Genomic DNA, 15,693 nt, shown 5'->3' on the forward strand with positions numbered 1-15,693 from the left:
ATAAATACGTATAAACTTTCTAATCTATTTGATATTGTAAAGTATCTAGATAGAAAATTCAGAAAATTTGCTCTTTTCTCTTGAAAATTTTTGAAAAAATGGTATGATAGTAACAAGCTATTTTTAAGATAAGAGAAAGGGGAACGATGGAGAAAATCATTTTAGACTCACCTAAGACGGGATCGGATCTTGTTTTGGAAACACTTCGCGACTTAGGAATCGACACGATTTTTGGTTATCCTGGTGGAGCAGTACTTCCTTTATATGATGCTATTTATAATTTTAAGGGAATCCGCCATATTCTAGGTCGCCATGAGCAGGGCTGTCTTCACGAAGCTGAAGGTTATGCTAAGTCAACAGGAAAACTGGGTGTTGCAGTCGTCACAAGCGGACCAGGAGCTACAAATGCCATTACAGGGATCGCAGATGCTATGAGCGATAGTGTTCCCCTTTTGGTCTTCACAGGACAAGTTGCAAGAGCGGGAATCGGTAAGGATGCTTTTCAAGAAGCTGATATCGTTGGTATCACCATGCCAATCACTAAGTACAATTATCAGGTTCGAGAAACTGCGGATATTCCGCGAATTATTACAGAAGCTGTGCATATTGCGACTACAGGTCGTCCAGGGCCAGTCGTCATTGACCTACCAAAAGATGTTTCTGCGCTTGAGACAGACTTCATTTACTCTCCAGAGATAGATTTACCAAGTTATCAGCCAACACTTGAGCCAAATGATATGCAAATCAAGAAGATCTTGAAGCAACTCTCTAAGGCTAAGAAGCCAGTTTTGTTAGCTGGTGGTGGAATTAGCTATGCTGAGGCTGCAGGGGAGTTAAATGAATTTGCAGAGCGTTATCAAATTCCAGTTGTGACAAGTCTTTTGGGACAGGGAACAATTGCAACTAGCCATCCACTGTTTTTGGGAATGGGTGGAATGCATGGTTCCTTTGCAGCAAATATTGCCATGACTGAGGCTGATTTTATGATTTCTATTGGTTGCCGCTTTGATGATCGTTTGACTGGAAATCCTAAAACCTTTGCTAAGAATGCAAAAGTAGCGCATATTGATATCGATCCTGCAGAGATTGGTAAGATTATCGCAGTTGATATTCCAGTTGTCGGTGATGCGAAAAAGGCCTTGCAGCAGTTACTAGCTGAGCCAATCGTTCGTAACAATACTGAAAAGTGGATTGAAAAAGTTACCAAAGATAAGAATCGTGTTCGTTCATATGATAAGAAAGAACGAGTTGTACAACCCCAAGCAGTTATTGAACGCGTCGGTGAGTTGACCAATGGCGATGCCATTGTCGTAACAGACGTTGGACAACACCAAATGTGGACGGCTCAATATTATCCTTACCAAAACGAGCGTCAATTGGTAACATCAGGTGGTCTAGGAACCATGGGATTCGGAGTCCCGGCAGCTATTGGTGCTAAGATTGCTAATCCAGATAAAGAAGTTGTTCTCTTTGTCGGAGACGGCGGTTTCCAGATGACCAATCAGGAATTGGCAATCTTAAATATTTACAAGATTCCAATCAAGGTCATCATGCTTAATAACCATTCACTCGGGATGGTTCGTCAGTGGCAAGAAGCCTTCTATGATGGTCGAACTTCAGAGTCGGTCTTTGATAGCCTTCCAGATTTCCAATTGATGGCTCAAGCCTATGGAATTAAGAATTATAAGTTTGATAATCCTGAAACTCTTGAGAAGGATTTGGAAGTCATTATGGAAGATGAACCAATGTTTATTGAAGTAGACATTTCTCGGAAAGAACATGTTTTACCGATGGTCCCAGCTGGTAAGAGTAATCATGAGATGTTGGGGGTGAAGTTTAATGCGTAGAATGTTAACAGCCAAACTTCAAAACCGTTCAGGTGTTCTCAATCGCTTCACAGGAGTCTTATCGAGACGTCAAGTCAATATCGAAAGCATTTCTGTGGGTGCAACGGAAAATCCTAATGTATCACGAATTACCATTATCATCGATGTTGCCTCACATGATGAGGTTGAGCAAATCATCAAACAACTTAATCGTCAGATTGATGTGATTCGTATTCGTGATATCACGGATCAGCCCCACTTAGAACGAGAAGTAATTCTTATAAAGGTTTCAGCGCCTGCTGAAAAACGTGCAGAAATTTTGGCTATTATCCAACCTTTCCGTGCAACAGTAGTCGATGTAGCTCCAAGTTCCATTACCATTCAGATGACTGGGAATGCAGAGAAGAGTGAAGCTTTGATTCGAGTGATTCGACCATATGGTATTAAGAATATCGCTCGTACGGGTGCAACTGGATTTACCCGCGACTAAAAATCCAACCTCAATTTGTTAAACTAGCCTAATAGGCAATAAAAATAGAAAAGAGAGAAAAAACTATGGCAGTTCAAATGGAATACGAAAAAGATGTAAAAGTAGCAGCACTTGACGGTAAAAAAATCGCCGTTATCGGTTATGGTTCACAAGGTCATGCTCACGCTCAAAACTTGCGTGATTCAGGTCGTGATGTGATCATCGGTGTACGCCCAGGTAAATCTTTTGACAAAGCAAAAGAAGATGGTTTTGATACATACACAGTAGCAGAAGCAACTAAATTAGCTGATGTTATCATGATCTTGGCTCCAGACGAAATCCAACAAGAATTGTACGAAGCAGAAATTGCACCAAACTTGGAAGCTGGAAATGCTGTTGGTTTTGCACATGGTTTCAACATCCACTTCGAATTCATCAAAGTTCCTGCAGATGTTGACGTCTTCATGTGTGCTCCTAAAGGACCAGGACACTTGGTACGTCGTACTTACGAAGAAGGATTTGGTGTTCCAGCGCTTTACGCTGTCTACCAAGATGCAACAGGAAATGCTAAAGACATCGCTATGGACTGGTGTAAAGGTGTTGGTGCAGCTCGTGTAGGTCTTCTTGAAACAACTTACAAAGAAGAAACTGAAGAAGATTTGTTTGGTGAACAAGCAGTACTTTGTGGTGGTTTGACTGCCCTTATTGAAGCTGGTTTTGAAGTCTTGACAGAAGCTGGTTATGCTCCAGAATTGGCTTACTTTGAAGTTCTTCACGAAATGAAATTGATCGTTGACTTGATCTACGAAGGTGGATTCAAGAAAATGCGTCAATCAATTTCAAACACTGCTGAATATGGTGACTATGTTTCAGGTCCACGTGTAATCACTGAACAAGTCAAAGAAAATATGAAAGCAGTTCTTGCGGACATCCAAAATGGTAAATTTGCCAACGACTTTGTAAATGACTACAAAGCTGGACGTCCAAAATTGACTGCCTACCGTGAACAAGCAGCTAACCTTGAAATTGAAAAAGTTGGTGCAGAATTGCGTAAAGCAATGCCATTTGTCGGTAAAAACGACGATGATGCATTCAAGATCTACAACTAATTTTTAAGAATATAAACAGAAGGCGAGTTGGGGGGAACCTAACTCGCTTTTTATCTTGAAAACTCATCTAGGAGGAGATTATGCTAAGTGCAAAAGATGTGGTGAAAGCCCACAAGGTTTTGAATGGTGTAGTAGCCAATACACCACTTGACTACGATCATTATTTATCCGAAAAATACGGAGCGAAAATTTATCTTAAAAAGGAAAATGCTCAACGTGTCCGTTCTTTTAAAATTCGTGGGGCTTATTACGCTATTTCCCAATTGACAAAAGAGGAACGTGAACGTGGTGTAGTGTGTGCTTCAGCGGGAAATCACGCTCAAGGAGTTGCCTACACATGTAATGAGATGAAGATTCCTGCAACAATCTTTATGCCAATTACGACACCTCAACAAAAAATTGGTCAGGTTCGTTTTTTTGGTGGTGATTTTGTAACCATTAAATTAGTAGGGGATACTTTTGATGCTTCAGCCAAGGCTGCTCAAGACTTTACCGTAGCTGAAAATCGTACTTTTATTGATCCCTTTGATGATCCCTATGTTCAAGCTGGTCAGGGGACAGTAGCCTATGAAATTTTAGAAGAAGCTCGTAAAGAATCTATTGAATTTGATACTGTCTTGGTACCTGTTGGAGGCGGAGGTCTCATTTCAGGTGTTTCTACTTATATTAAAGAAACAAATTCTCAGATTGAGGTCATTGGAGTAGAGGCTGAAGGTGCTCGTTCTATGAAGGCTGCCTTTGAAGCTGGAGGACCGGTTAAACTTAAAGAAATTGATAAGTTTGCGGATGGAATTGCAGTGCAAAAGGTAGGACAGTTGACCTATGAAGCAACACGCAAACATGTAGAAACTCTTATCGGAGTAGATGAAGGCTTGATTTCTGAGACCTTAATTGATCTCTACTCTAAACAAGGTATCGTAGCAGAACCTGCGGGTGCTGCTAGTGTTGCAGCTCTAGAAGTATTATCCGATTATATTAAAGGCAAGACTATTTGTTGTATCATTTCTGGAGGGAATAATGACATTAACCGTATGCCAGAGATGGAAGAACGTGCCTTGATTTATGATGGTATCAAGCATTACTTTGTAGTGAATTTCCCACAACGTCCGGGAGCACTTCGAGAGTTTGTAAATGATATCTTAGGACCTCATGATGATATTACTCGTTTTGAATATATCAAACGAGCTAGCAAAGGAACTGGTCCAGTACTAATAGGGATTGCACTTGCTGATAAACATGATTATGCTGGATTGATTCACCGGATGGAAAAATTCGACCCGTCTTATATTAACTTGAATGGGAATGAGACCCTATATAATATGCTTGTTTAATATGCTATGAAATTTTTATCATATTATTTGCCTAACCTATTTACTAGTGCTATAATGTAAGTGAAGAAAGGGGGAGATTCCCATGGTTTTAAAAGTTATACTTGTTCTAATTATTCTAATGCTTATTGTAGGAGCTATATTAATGAGCTCAATCTATGTTGTTCGACAACAATCAGTAGCTATCATTGAACGATTTGGTAAGTATCAAAAATTGAGCAATAGTGGTATTCACCTAAGAGCACCATTTGGGATTGATAAAATTGCAGCTCGTGTACAACTGCGTCTCTTGCAAAGTGAAATCGTTGTGGAAACCAAGACTCAAGATAACGTATTTGTGACGATGAATGTTGCGACACAGTACCGAGTAAATGAACAAAATGTTACAGATGCTTACTATAAACTAATGAGACCTGAGGCTCAAATCAAATCTTATATTGAAGACGCATTGCGCTCATCAGTTCCTAAGTTAACTTTGGATGAATTGTTTGAGAAAAAGGATGAAATTGCATTAGAAGTTCAAAAACAAGTAGCGGAAGAAATGTCAACGTATGGGTACATTATCGTCAAAACGCTCATTACCAAAGTAGAGCCGGATGCGGAAGTCAAGCAATCTATGAATGAAATCAATGCTGCTCAACGTAAGAGAGTAGCAGCACAAGAATTGGCCGAAGCAGATAAAATTAAGATCGTAACAGCGGCCGAAGCAGAGGCAGAAAAGGATCGCCTACATGGTGTGGGGATCGCAGAGCAACGAAAAGCAATTGTTGATGGACTTGCTGATTCTATTAAAGAGTTAAAAGGAGCCAATGTTGAATTAACTGAAGAGCAAATCATGTCAATCTTGTTAACTAACCAGTATTTAGATACATTGAATAATTTTGCAGAAAAACAAGGTAATAATACAATTTTCTTACCAGCAAATCCTAACGGAGTTGAAGATATACGAACCCATATATTATCGGCTTTGAAAGCTAAGTAAATGTAATCTTAACGTCTTATTTGATTGGATATATGTTTTTTTATTGACAAATGCCATAAAAACGTATACAATTAAATATCGTAAAGAATAAAATAGGAGAAAAACATGGCTAAGACTAACTTTGAAAAAGTAGAATCAGTTGTTAGCTGGGTTCGTGATAAGAAGATCACTGGTTATCGTATTTCTAAAGAAACGAATGCACGTGAAATGTCTATCATTGCTCTAGCTCAAGGACGTGCAAAAGTTAAAAATATTTCCTTTGAAACAGCCCTTGGATTAATTGATTTCTATGAAAAAAATCATGAAAAATTTGAAGATTAATCTTTGGATACAAGCAGACTCTAATTAGGGTCTGCTTTTATTTATGGAATGGAGAAATAGCCATACTATGACCTACTCAACAAATCTATTTGTTAGAATGAACTAGGTTGACAGGGAGCTGAGTGATCTCATACTCTTCGAAAATCAAATTCAAACCACGTCAGCTTCGCCTTGCCGTACTCAAGTACAGCCTGCGGCTCGCTTCCTAGTTTGCTCTTTGATTTTCATTGAGTATCACTCATGAAAATCAAATAAAAGATTAGTAATATAGCTACAAGTAATACTTGCTCAGGAAACAGAAGAAGGGATAAAAGTGATTTTTAAAGTATATAAAAAGAGGTCGGGATAAAAAACTCCGACCTTGATTTTTATGTTTATAAGCCTTTGACTCAATGTTGATTGGGGTTTGAATAGGAAAACAACTCTTGGTTTAAGAGGTTTATCCAATCGCTTTTATCTTATCCTAAATAGCGTTGTAAAAATTCTCTTGTACGTTCCTCTTTAGGATTTGTAAATAAATCTTCAGGTTTGCCTTCTTCTGCAATCACACCTTTGTCCATAAAGATGACACGGTGTGATACGTCACGAGCAAATTCCATTTCGTGGGTAACAACGATCATTGTCAAGCCTTCTTGAGCTAGTTCTTGCATGATTTTTAGAACTTCACCGACCATTTCAGGGTCAAGGGCTGAAGTAGGCTCGTCAAAGAGAATGGCATCAGGATTCATAGAAAGCGCGCGAGCAATGGCTACACGTTGCTTTTGACCACCAGAAAGTTGTTTTGGTTTAGCTTGCCAGTAGCGCTCTCCCATTCCAACCTTTTCAAGGTTTTCTTTAGCAATTTTCTCTGCTTCTGATCGTTCACGTTTGAGGACAGTAGTCTGTGCAACAATCGTATTTTCAAGAACATTGAGATTTTCAAAGAGGTTAAAGGATTGGAAAACCATGCCTAGTTTTTCACGATAGTGAGTGAGGTTATACCCTTTTTCAAGTACGTTTTCACCGTGATAAAGGATCTCACCTTCAGTTGGTGTTTCGAGAAGGTTGATAGAACGTAGGAAGGTTGATTTACCACTACCGGAACTACCGATGATAGAAATCACTTCTCCTTTATGAATAGTGAGAGAGATGTCTTTTAGGACCTCGTTTTGCCCGTAGGATTTTTTGAGGTGTTTGATTTCAAGGATTGGTTGACTCATTATTTCAAATCCTCCGTTTGCATTTGGTTAGCACCTGTTGTATAAGTATCCATATCCATACGTTTTTCGATGAAGCGTAGGATACGCGTTACTGTGAAGGTGAGGACAAAGTAGATAACTGCGATGATGGTAAAGGTTTGGAAGTACTGGTAGGTTTGTGTTGCTACTGTATTTCCTGAGAAGTAAAGTTCTACAACAGAGATAACGTTCAATACAGAAGTATCCTTGATGTTGATGACGAACTCATTACCAGTTGCTGGTAGAATATTTCGAACAACTTGAGGCAAAACAATCTTACGCATGGTCTGGTTATGAGTCATGCCAAGTGCAGTTGCTGCTTCAAATTGTCCCTTATCAACAGCCAGAATACCACCACGGACGATTTCGGTCATGTAGGCACCGGTGTTGATTGAAACGATAAAGATAGCAGCTAGCGTACGGTCTAGATTGATTCCGAAAGCTTGAGCAGTTCCATAGTAGATAACCATAGATTGTACAATCATAGGTGTTCCACGGAAAATTTCGATATAGATATTGAGAATCCAACCGATTAGTTTTTGGATGCCAAAGATAAATTGGTTTTCAGATAGAGGTGCCGTACGGAAGACACCGATAGCAAGACCGATAGCGAGACCAACGATGGTACCGATAATTGAAATGAGAAGAGTAATACCAGCACCACGCAAGAGTTGTTGCCAGTTTTCAGTCAGAATTTTAGCGACTTGACCAAAGAAATTACTGTTGCTTTCTTCTGTCGTTGTAGATTCTGCTGGCTGCTCTTTGATCATACGATCCATGAGCGCAACTTGTTCATCTTTAGAAATGGTTTCAATACTGGCATTGATTTGGCTGATACGTTCGTCATCCTTACGAAGACCGATAGCGATAGAGGTATCTTCTTCACCAGTTTTAAAACCAGGTTCAGGCTGAATCATTTTGAACTTAGCGTTTGCTGATTCGGCGGTGAGAGCTTCTGGTCGTTCAGAAACATAGGCATCAATGACACCAGCTTCAAGAGCTTGACGCATTTGGGCGAAATCTCCCATGGCAGTTTCCTTCTGAGCACCTGAGATTTGTGAAATCAAATCATAAAGGTAAACACCTTGTTGAGAAGTGATTTTTGCTCCGCTAAAGTCCTCTAGTGATTTGGCGTTTGCATAGGCAGAATCCTTTTTGACCAAAAGTACTGGTTCGCTAGTATAGTAGCTGCTTGAAAATGCAATTTCTTGTTTGCGTTCAGCAGTTGGGCTCATACCTGCAATGATCATATCAATCTTACCAGAAGTAAGGGCTGGAACAAGTCCTTCCCACTTGGTTTTAACAACCAAGGGCTCTTTGCCTAGGTCCTTAGCAATCTTTTTAGCTATTTGGACATCGTAACCATTAGCATATTGGTTGGTTCCATCGATTTTGACAGCGCCGTTACTGTCGTCATCTTGAGTCCAGTTAAAGGGTGCGTAGGCTGCCTCCATACCGATGCGTAAATATTCATCGGCTTGGACCTGGCTAACTAGTCCTAAAGTAAGGGCTAGGCTAGCAAGGATAGTTAAGCATAATTTTTTCATGATTTCTCCTATTTTTAGTCTAAAATTGCTTCTCTCTATTGTATCGAAAAAGCGGAACTTTTTCAATCTTAGTAAACCCTTACTTGTGAAAAATGATATAATAGTGAAAAAACTTGAAAGGGAGTATACGATGAAAAAAAGATGGCTATTTACTTTGGTGTTTACCTGTTTGCTATTGGTACCGCGCCTGGTCTTTGCTGTAGACTTTGATATCCTATCTTATAAGGGAGATTTGAATATTCATGCAGATAATACAGCAGTTTTCCAACAAACAATCACCTATCGTTTTAAAGACGATTTTAATGGTCAATCGGTCGGACTAGGAAAAGCAGGGAAAATGCCAGAAGGCTTTGAGATTGATGATGATCCAACTGTGCTAGTATCAAAGAATGGGGAAATTATAGAAGATGCCCTTTCCTACACAAAGGAAAATGGGAAAGGCTATCAAGTAATAATTTTAAATCCAGGAAAAGCTGGAGATACTGTACGTGTAACTATTACCTGGCAATTGAAAAATCTTCTTTTCTTATATCAGGATATTGCTGAGCTGAATTGGCAACCACTGACAGATAGTTCAGGAGACATCAAAGACTTAGAATTTCGAGTAACTTCAGATAGTCCGGCAGAGAAAGTCTTTTTTCATACTGGGAAGCTCCTCAATGAGGGTAGTATCGAAAAAGTAAATGATATTTATCGGGTGAAGATGAAAAATCTTCCTAGAAAACGTCAAGTTGAGCTACATGCCTATTGGCCCAGGGAGGCTTTCTCGGTAGCTCCAAGCCAAGGACTGGAAGAAGAGCGTTTAAGAGATTTTAAAAAAATTGAAATAGAAATAAAAGCTAGCAAAGTGCAAGCCAGCCTCATGATAAAGTGGATTTTTCCAATAATCTTTATCGTGTTATTGATGATGACCATCATGTATTATCGAGCATTTCGTAAACATACGGCCCTCAAAAAGGTACATCCCAAGGATCATCGACTCTACGAACCTCCAATGGACCTACCTCCAATGGTTTTGGCGGAGGCTATTTACTCTACCTCCTTGGAGGAAATCAGTCCCTTGAATAAGAAGAAGTTTGGCAAATTCTCTTTTGAACGATTGATTCAGGCGACTTTGCTAGACTTAGTTGATCGGGGGCATTTATCCATTTTTCAGGGTGAGGAGGAACCCTGTTTGAAAATCAATAGTGAAAAAGGCTTGTCGAATTTTGAAAAAGAATGCTTGCGGATGACTCTCTCAACTAATAAAGAACTAGCTCTTTCAGACCTTTTTCCAGAGTATCAAGTTTCTTCAGGACTATTCCATGGAGCTAAGGAAGCTGATGAGCAGCATATTCGAGAATTCGGCTTGCATCTCAAGCGTTCCTTCGAGAGACGGCTTGAACGTATGCAAAGTTGTGTTCGAGACAAGGTAAAAATTCTACGTCTTCCAAGCTATTATCGTCCTTTGACTGATAAAGAAAGTAGTCTTGTGAATGGGATGAAAGTCTGTTCAGCTATAACAGGTTTAATAGGCCTTCTTATCTTCTATTATAGCCTGCGAACACGTGGTTATTTTTCATTTCCTTTACTTTCCCTAGGTTTAATAGGCTTACTTGCCAGTGCCTTAGTTTATTTTGTGACTCGAGGTCCATCTCGTGATGGAGTCTTAAACGAAGAAGGGGCAGAAGCCTATTACCTTTGGACAAGTTTTGAAAATATGCTTCGTGATATTGCTCATCTTGATAAGGCTGAACTAGAGAGCATTGTACTTTGGAATCGTCTTTTGGTTTATGCAACTCTGTATGGATACGCAAAGAAAGTGAATAAGATCATGAAGCTCCACAATATTCAACTTGAAAACGAAACTATGAATCTTTATGTATCTTGTGGCTGGGATAAACAGTTTCATACATCTGCTGCTCACATTAATCAATACACTTCGGTCGCAAATACAGCAAGTACCTTCTCTGTATCATCTGGAAGCGGTAGCTCTGGTGGAGGTTTCTCAGGCGGTGGCGGTGGTGGAAGTATTGGTGCTTTCTAAAGAAAACTCAACACAGCCTTTAAAAGTATGATATAATGGAGGATAGAAAAAGGAGTTATCTATGTATCTTATTGAAATTTTAAAATCTATCTTTTTTGGGATTGTTGAAGGAATTACGGAATGGTTGCCGATTTCAAGTACAGGTCACTTGATTTTAGCAGAAGAGTTTATCCAGTATAAAGATCAAAATGAAGCCTTTATGTCTATGTTTAACGTAGTTATTCAACTGGGCGCTATCTTAGCCGTTATGGTTATCTACTTTAACAAACTTAATCCCTTCAAACCAGGTAAGGATAAAGTTCAAGTTCGTAGAACTTGGCAATTATGGTCTAAAGTATTTGTTGCGACTCTCCCTCTTCTTCTAGTCTTTAAGTTTGATGATTGGTTTGATACTCACTTCCACAATATGGTTTCAGTAGCCATTATGTTGATTGTTTATGGGGTTGCCTTTATCTATCTTGAAAAACGTAACAAAGCGCAAGCGATTGAGCCAACAGTCACAGAGCTAGACAAGTTGCCTTATAAAACGGCCCTCTATATCGGACTTTTCCAAGTCTTGGCTCTTTTACCTGGGACTAGCCGTTCAGGTGCAACTATCGTCGGTGGTTTGTTAAACGGAACCAGTCGTTCGGTGGTAACTGAGTTTACCTTCTATCTAGGAATTCCAGTTATGTTTGGAGCTAGTGCCTTGAAGATTTTTAAATTTATCAAGGCAGGAGAAGTTTTGAGTTTTGGTCAATTCTTCTTGCTCTTAGTAGCCATGGTAGTAGCTTTTGCAGTCAGCATGGTTGCCATTCGTTTCTTGACCAGCTATGTTAAAAAACACGACTTTACGATGTTTGGTAAATACCGCATTGTCCTTGGTAGTGTCTTGCTACTTTATACCTTTGTACGATTATTTGTATAAGAAAAAAACCTTGAGGGAAGATTCCTTCAAGGTTTTTAAAATCCTGTCATAGTGACTCCCAATAAGCGAACACCCTTGTCTTTATCGCTAAGTGTTTCGTAGAGTTGGATAATGCTTTGTGCGATTTCTTCAGAGTCTTGTGTTTGTTGGCTCAGTGTTTTTCGTTTTGTCAAAGTAGAAAAGTCAGCATAGCGGATTTTCAAAATGACGATTTTACCACTTTTTTCATGTTTTTGAAGACTAAGGGCCACTTTTTCCGAAAGGAGAGTTAGCTCTTTTTTTATATCTTCATCTAGACTTAGAATCTTACTGTAAGTTTTTTCTTTACCAATAGACTTACGGATACGATTTGATTTAACGGGAGAGTTATCTATACCTCGAGCTTTGCGATAAAGGTCAAAACCGAGTCTTCCGAAACGATCAATGAGAGTGATTTCAGAAATCTCTAAAAGGTCAGTACCCGTATATACACCCATTTGATGGAGTTTTTCAACTGTTTTCTTGCCAACACCGTGAAATTTAGCGATATCCATTTGTTGGAGAAAATCTACGGCTTCATCAGGAAGAATGACCGTCAAACCACGAGGTTTTTGATAGTCACTAGCCATTTTAGCTAAAAACTTATTATAAGATACACCGGCAGAAGCGGTCAGATGGAGTTCTTGCCAAATATCCTGCTGAATTAAGCGAGCAATCTTGACAGCAGACTTGATACCGAGCTTATTTTCAGTCACATCTAGATAGGCTTCGTCGATACTCATAGGTTCAATCCTATCCGTATAACGTTTAAAAATAGCTCGAATCTGTTGACCAACAGCAGTATATTTTTCGTAGTTTCCGGAAATGAAAACGGCTTGTGGACAACGTTCATAGGCCTCTTTGGAACTCATAGCTGAGTGGATGCCAAAGGTTCTCGCTTCATAACTACAAGTCGAAACAACTCCGCGACCTCCTGTTTTTCTTGGGTCACTACCGATAACAACGGGTTTCCCTTTTAGTTTGGGATTGTCTCGAATTTCTACCGCAGCAAAAAAGGCATCCATGTCAATATGGATGATTTTACGAGATAAATCATTCATTAGTGGAAAAATCAACATGGAGAAACCTCTCAGTGCTAGTTTGTTTAATTTTATTATACTCTTTTTCTGAAAAAATGAAAATCAAATAATCTCTTTCAAAAATATAATACAGTTTGCGGTATATTTTTAACTGTATTAGAAAAGAAAGTGTTAAAAAAGTGAGTTTTTAGTTGTTGAAATCGTTTACTGTGTGTTATACTGAATACATGAATGTAACAGATGACTGTTACTAGAAAGAAAAAAGAGGACATTAACATGGTTGTTAAGACAGTTGTTGAAGCACAAGATATTTTTGACAAAGCCTGGGAAGGCTTTAAAGGTGTTGACTGGAAAGAAAAAGCAAGTGTATCACGCTTTGTACAAGCTAACTACACACCTTACGATGGAGACGAAAGCTTCCTTGCAGGACCAACAGAACGTTCACTCCACATCAAAAAAATCGTAGAAGAAACTAAAGCACACTACGAAGAAACTCGTTTCCCAATGGACACTCGTCCAACTTCTATTGCTGATATTCCTGCTGGATTTATCGACAAAGAAAACGAATTGATTTATGGTATCCAAAACGATGAACTCTTCAAATTGAACTTCATGCCAAAAGGTGGTATCCGTATGGCTGAAACTACTTTGAAAGAAAATGGATATGAACCAGATCCAGCTGTTCACGAAATTTTCACTAAATACGTAACAACTGTTAACGATGGTATCTTCCGTGCTTACACTTCAAACATTCGTCGTGCTCGTCACGCTCACACTGTAACTGGTCTTCCAGATGCATACTCACGTGGACGTATCATCGGTGTTTATGCACGTCTTGCTCTTTACGGTGCAGACTACTTGATGCAAGAAAAAGTTAACGACTGGAACGCAATCGAAGAAATCGATGAAGAAACAATCCGTCTTCGTGAAGAAATCAACCTTCAATATCAAGCATTGCAACAAGTTGTACGCTTAGGTGACCTTTACGGAGTTGATGTTCGTAAACCAGCGATGAACGTTAAAGAAGCTATCCAATGGGTAAACATTGCCTTTATGGCTGTCTGCCGTGTTATCAACGGTGCGGCTACATCTCTTGGACGTGTGCCAATCGTATTGGATATCTTTGCAGAACGTGACCTTGCTCGTGGTACATTTACTGAATCAGAAATCCAAGAATTTGTTGATGATTTCGTTATGAAACTTCGTACAGTTAAATTTGCTCGTACAAAAGCTTATGACCAATTGTACTCAGGTGACCCAACCTTCATCACAACTTCAATGGCTGGTATGGGTAACGATGGTCGTCACCGTGTTACTAAGATGGACTACCGTTTCTTGAACACTCTTGACAACATCGGTAACTCTCCAGAACCAAACTTGACAGTTCTTTGGACTGACAAATTGCCATACAACTTCCGTCGCTACTGTATGCACATGAGCCACAAACACTCTTCTATCCAATACGAAGGTGTTACAACAATGGCTAAAGATGGATATGGTGAAATGAGCTGTATCTCATGTTGTGTATCTCCACTTGACCCAGAAAACGAAGAACAACGTCACAACATCCAGTACTTCGGTGCTCGCGTTAACGTTCTTAAAGCTCTTCTTACTGGTTTGAACGGTGGTTACGATGATGTTCATAAAGACTACAAAGTATTTGATATCGAACCAATCCGTGACGAAGTTCTTGAATTCGAATCAGTTAAAGCTAACTTTGAAAAATCTCTTGACTGGTTGACTGACACTTACGTAGATGCTTTGAACATCATCCACTACATGACTGATAAGTACAACTACGAAGCTGTTCAAATGGCCTTCTTGCCAACTAAACAACGTGCTAACATGGGATTCGGTATCTGTGGATTCGCTAACACTGTTGACACATTGTCAGCTATCAAATACGCTACAGTTAAACCAATCCGTGATGAAAATGGCTACATCTACGATTACGAAACAATCGGTGAATACCCACGTTGGGGTGAAGATGACCCACGTTCAAACGAATTGGCAGAATGGTTGATCGAAGCTTACACAACTCGTCTACGTAGCCACAAACTTTACAAGAATGCAGAAGCTACAGTTTCACTTTTGACAATCACATCTAACGTTGCTTACTCTAAACAAACTGGTAACTCACCAGTCCACAAAGGTGTATACCTCAACGAAGATGGTTCAGTGAACTTGTCTAAACTTGAATTCTTCTCACCAGGTGCTAACCCATCTAACAAAGCTAAAGGTGGATGGTTGCAAAACTTGAACTCACTTGCTAGCCTTGACTTTGGTTACGCAGCTGATGGTATCTCATTGACAACTCAAGTTTCACCTCGTGCTCTTGGTAAGACTCGTGACGAACAAGTTGATAACTTGGTAACAATCCTTGATGGTTACTTCGAAAACGGTGGACAACACGTTAACTTGAACGTTATGGACTTGAACGATGTTTACGAAAAGATCATGTCAGGTGAAGACGTAATCGTACGTATCTCTGGATACTGTGTAAACACTAAATACCTCACTCCAGAACAAAAAACTGAATTGACACAACGTGTCTTCCACGAAGTTCTTTCAATGGATGATGCATTGAGCTAAGATTCATAAATAGTAAATAAAAACCAGTCACTTTGACTGGTTTTTTTGCTATAAAAAAATATTTAAAAAAATGGTCAAAATTGGTCAAATCTCTTGACTAATACTGACCAAAGTGATATACTAAGAACATAAGGATAAGGAAATCCTTAGAAAACCTTGATTTTAAGGTGATTGTGTAATTTATCTTAAGGTCAAAGTGTGGGTAAAACCTAGAAAAGAGGTGCAACCTATGTTTAACATTAGTATTTTTAGAATTCCAATTACAAAATCTACATTGGATAAAGAAAAACCAGAAATTATACGTAGAGTAG

At 39.2% G+C, this 15,693-nt stretch carries 12 protein-coding genes; 9 read left to right on the forward strand and 3 right to left on the reverse strand.

Features of this window, described 5'->3' with window-relative positions; genetic code table 11:
- Window positions 1-146 precede the first annotated feature (146 nt).
- The 6 genes from ACESOD_RS05000 (at window position 147) to ACESOD_RS05025 (ending at window position 6,035) form a co-directional block, all read left to right on the forward strand.
- On the forward strand, window positions 147-1,847 hold the full coding sequence (locus ACESOD_RS05000) for an acetolactate synthase large subunit (protein WP_061862727.1): 1,701 nt from the start codon (window positions 147-149) through the stop codon (window positions 1,845-1,847).
- Entirely contained in the window at window positions 1,840-2,316 is a 477-nt protein-coding gene (gene ilvN, locus ACESOD_RS05005; RefSeq protein ID WP_001253809.1) for an acetolactate synthase small subunit, read from the forward strand. The genes ACESOD_RS05000 and ilvN overlap by 8 nt, the downstream gene beginning before the upstream one ends.
- Before the next feature lie 65 nt (window positions 2,317-2,381).
- On the forward strand, window positions 2,382-3,404 hold the full coding sequence (gene ilvC / locus ACESOD_RS05010; RefSeq protein WP_045763621.1) for a ketol-acid reductoisomerase: 1,023 nt from the start codon (window positions 2,382-2,384) through the stop codon (window positions 3,402-3,404).
- An 80-nt stretch (window positions 3,405-3,484) separates the two neighbouring features.
- Entirely contained in the window at window positions 3,485-4,735 is a 1,251-nt protein-coding gene (gene ilvA, locus ACESOD_RS05015; RefSeq protein ID WP_373094371.1) for a threonine ammonia-lyase IlvA, read from the forward strand.
- 82 nt (window positions 4,736-4,817) lie between these two features.
- A complete protein-coding gene (locus ACESOD_RS05020; protein WP_000243418.1) occupies window positions 4,818-5,714 on the forward strand; it encodes an SPFH domain-containing protein in 897 nt (298 codons plus the stop codon).
- A gap of 105 nt (window positions 5,715-5,819) precedes the next feature.
- Entirely contained in the window at window positions 5,820-6,035 is a 216-nt protein-coding gene (locus ACESOD_RS05025) for a capsule biosynthesis transcriptional regulator (RefSeq protein WP_001140700.1), read from the forward strand.
- 458 nt (window positions 6,036-6,493) lie between these two features.
- Here ACESOD_RS05025 and ACESOD_RS05030 read toward each other — a convergent pair whose 3' ends face one another.
- Window positions 6,494-7,234, reverse strand: coding sequence for an amino acid ABC transporter ATP-binding protein (locus tag ACESOD_RS05030; RefSeq protein ID WP_000081949.1), 741 nt, complete (start codon window positions 7,232-7,234; stop codon window positions 6,494-6,496).
- Window positions 7,234-8,799, reverse strand: a complete 1,566-nt coding sequence (locus ACESOD_RS05035) for an ABC transporter substrate-binding protein/permease (RefSeq protein WP_373094372.1) — start codon at window positions 8,797-8,799, stop codon at window positions 7,234-7,236. Before ACESOD_RS05035 ends, ACESOD_RS05030 begins: the two co-directional genes overlap by 1 nt.
- A gap of 130 nt (window positions 8,800-8,929) precedes the next feature.
- On the opposite strand from ACESOD_RS05035, the gene ACESOD_RS05040 reads away from it, so the two are divergent.
- Together ACESOD_RS05040 and ACESOD_RS05045 are read left to right on the forward strand one after the other, a co-directional pair.
- Window positions 8,930-10,825 (forward strand): DUF2207 family protein, encoded by a 1,896-nt coding sequence (locus tag ACESOD_RS05040; RefSeq protein WP_373094373.1) that lies wholly within the window; start codon window positions 8,930-8,932, stop codon window positions 10,823-10,825.
- Between the two features lie 61 nt (window positions 10,826-10,886).
- Window positions 10,887-11,732: an undecaprenyl-diphosphate phosphatase gene (locus ACESOD_RS05045; RefSeq protein ID WP_373094374.1), complete on the forward strand. Its 846-nt coding sequence runs from the start codon at window positions 10,887-10,889 to the stop codon at window positions 11,730-11,732.
- 35 nt (window positions 11,733-11,767) lie between these two features.
- On the opposite strand, the gene dinB is transcribed toward ACESOD_RS05045, so the two are convergent.
- Complete coding sequence (dinB, locus tag ACESOD_RS05050) at window positions 11,768-12,829, reverse strand: DNA polymerase IV (protein ID WP_070460088.1); 1,062 nt, start codon at window positions 12,827-12,829, stop codon at window positions 11,768-11,770.
- A gap of 237 nt (window positions 12,830-13,066) precedes the next feature.
- On the opposite strand from dinB, the gene pflB reads away from it, so the two are divergent.
- Window positions 13,067-15,382, forward strand: coding sequence for a formate C-acetyltransferase (gene pflB, locus ACESOD_RS05055; RefSeq protein ID WP_223140630.1), 2,316 nt, complete (start codon window positions 13,067-13,069; stop codon window positions 15,380-15,382).
- Window positions 15,383-15,693 lie beyond the last annotated feature (311 nt).

The organism is Streptococcus oralis, assembly GCF_964238205.1.
GTDB lineage: Bacteria > Bacillota > Bacilli > Lactobacillales > Streptococcaceae > Streptococcus > Streptococcus oralis_CZ.

Bases quoted from the DNA above. Each gene is read 5' to 3' on its own strand.
- ACESOD_RS05000 (WP_061862727.1), top strand. From the start codon at position 147: ATGGAGAAAATCATTTTAGACTCACCTAAGACGGGATCGGATCTTGTT.
- ilvN (WP_001253809.1), top strand. From the start codon at position 1,840: ATGCGTAGAATGTTAACAGCCAAACTTCAAAACCGTTCAGGTGTTCTC.
- ilvC (WP_045763621.1), top strand. From the start codon at position 2,382: ATGGCAGTTCAAATGGAATACGAAAAAGATGTAAAAGTAGCAGCACTT.
- ilvA (WP_373094371.1), top strand. From the start codon at position 3,485: ATGCTAAGTGCAAAAGATGTGGTGAAAGCCCACAAGGTTTTGAATGGT.
- ACESOD_RS05020 (WP_000243418.1), top strand. From the start codon at position 4,818: ATGGTTTTAAAAGTTATACTTGTTCTAATTATTCTAATGCTTATTGTA.
- ACESOD_RS05025 (WP_001140700.1), top strand. From the start codon at position 5,820: ATGGCTAAGACTAACTTTGAAAAAGTAGAATCAGTTGTTAGCTGGGTT.
- ACESOD_RS05030 (WP_000081949.1), bottom strand. From the start codon at position 7,234: ATGAGTCAACCAATCCTTGAAATCAAACACCTCAAAAAATCCTACGGG.
- ACESOD_RS05035 (WP_373094372.1), bottom strand. From the start codon at position 8,799: ATGAAAAAATTATGCTTAACTATCCTTGCTAGCCTAGCCCTTACTTTA.
- ACESOD_RS05040 (WP_373094373.1), top strand. From the start codon at position 8,930: ATGAAAAAAAGATGGCTATTTACTTTGGTGTTTACCTGTTTGCTATTG.
- ACESOD_RS05045 (WP_373094374.1), top strand. From the start codon at position 10,887: ATGTATCTTATTGAAATTTTAAAATCTATCTTTTTTGGGATTGTTGAA.
- dinB (WP_070460088.1), bottom strand. From the start codon at position 12,829: ATGTTGATTTTTCCACTAATGAATGATTTATCTCGTAAAATCATCCAT.
- pflB (WP_223140630.1), top strand. From the start codon at position 13,067: ATGGTTGTTAAGACAGTTGTTGAAGCACAAGATATTTTTGACAAAGCC.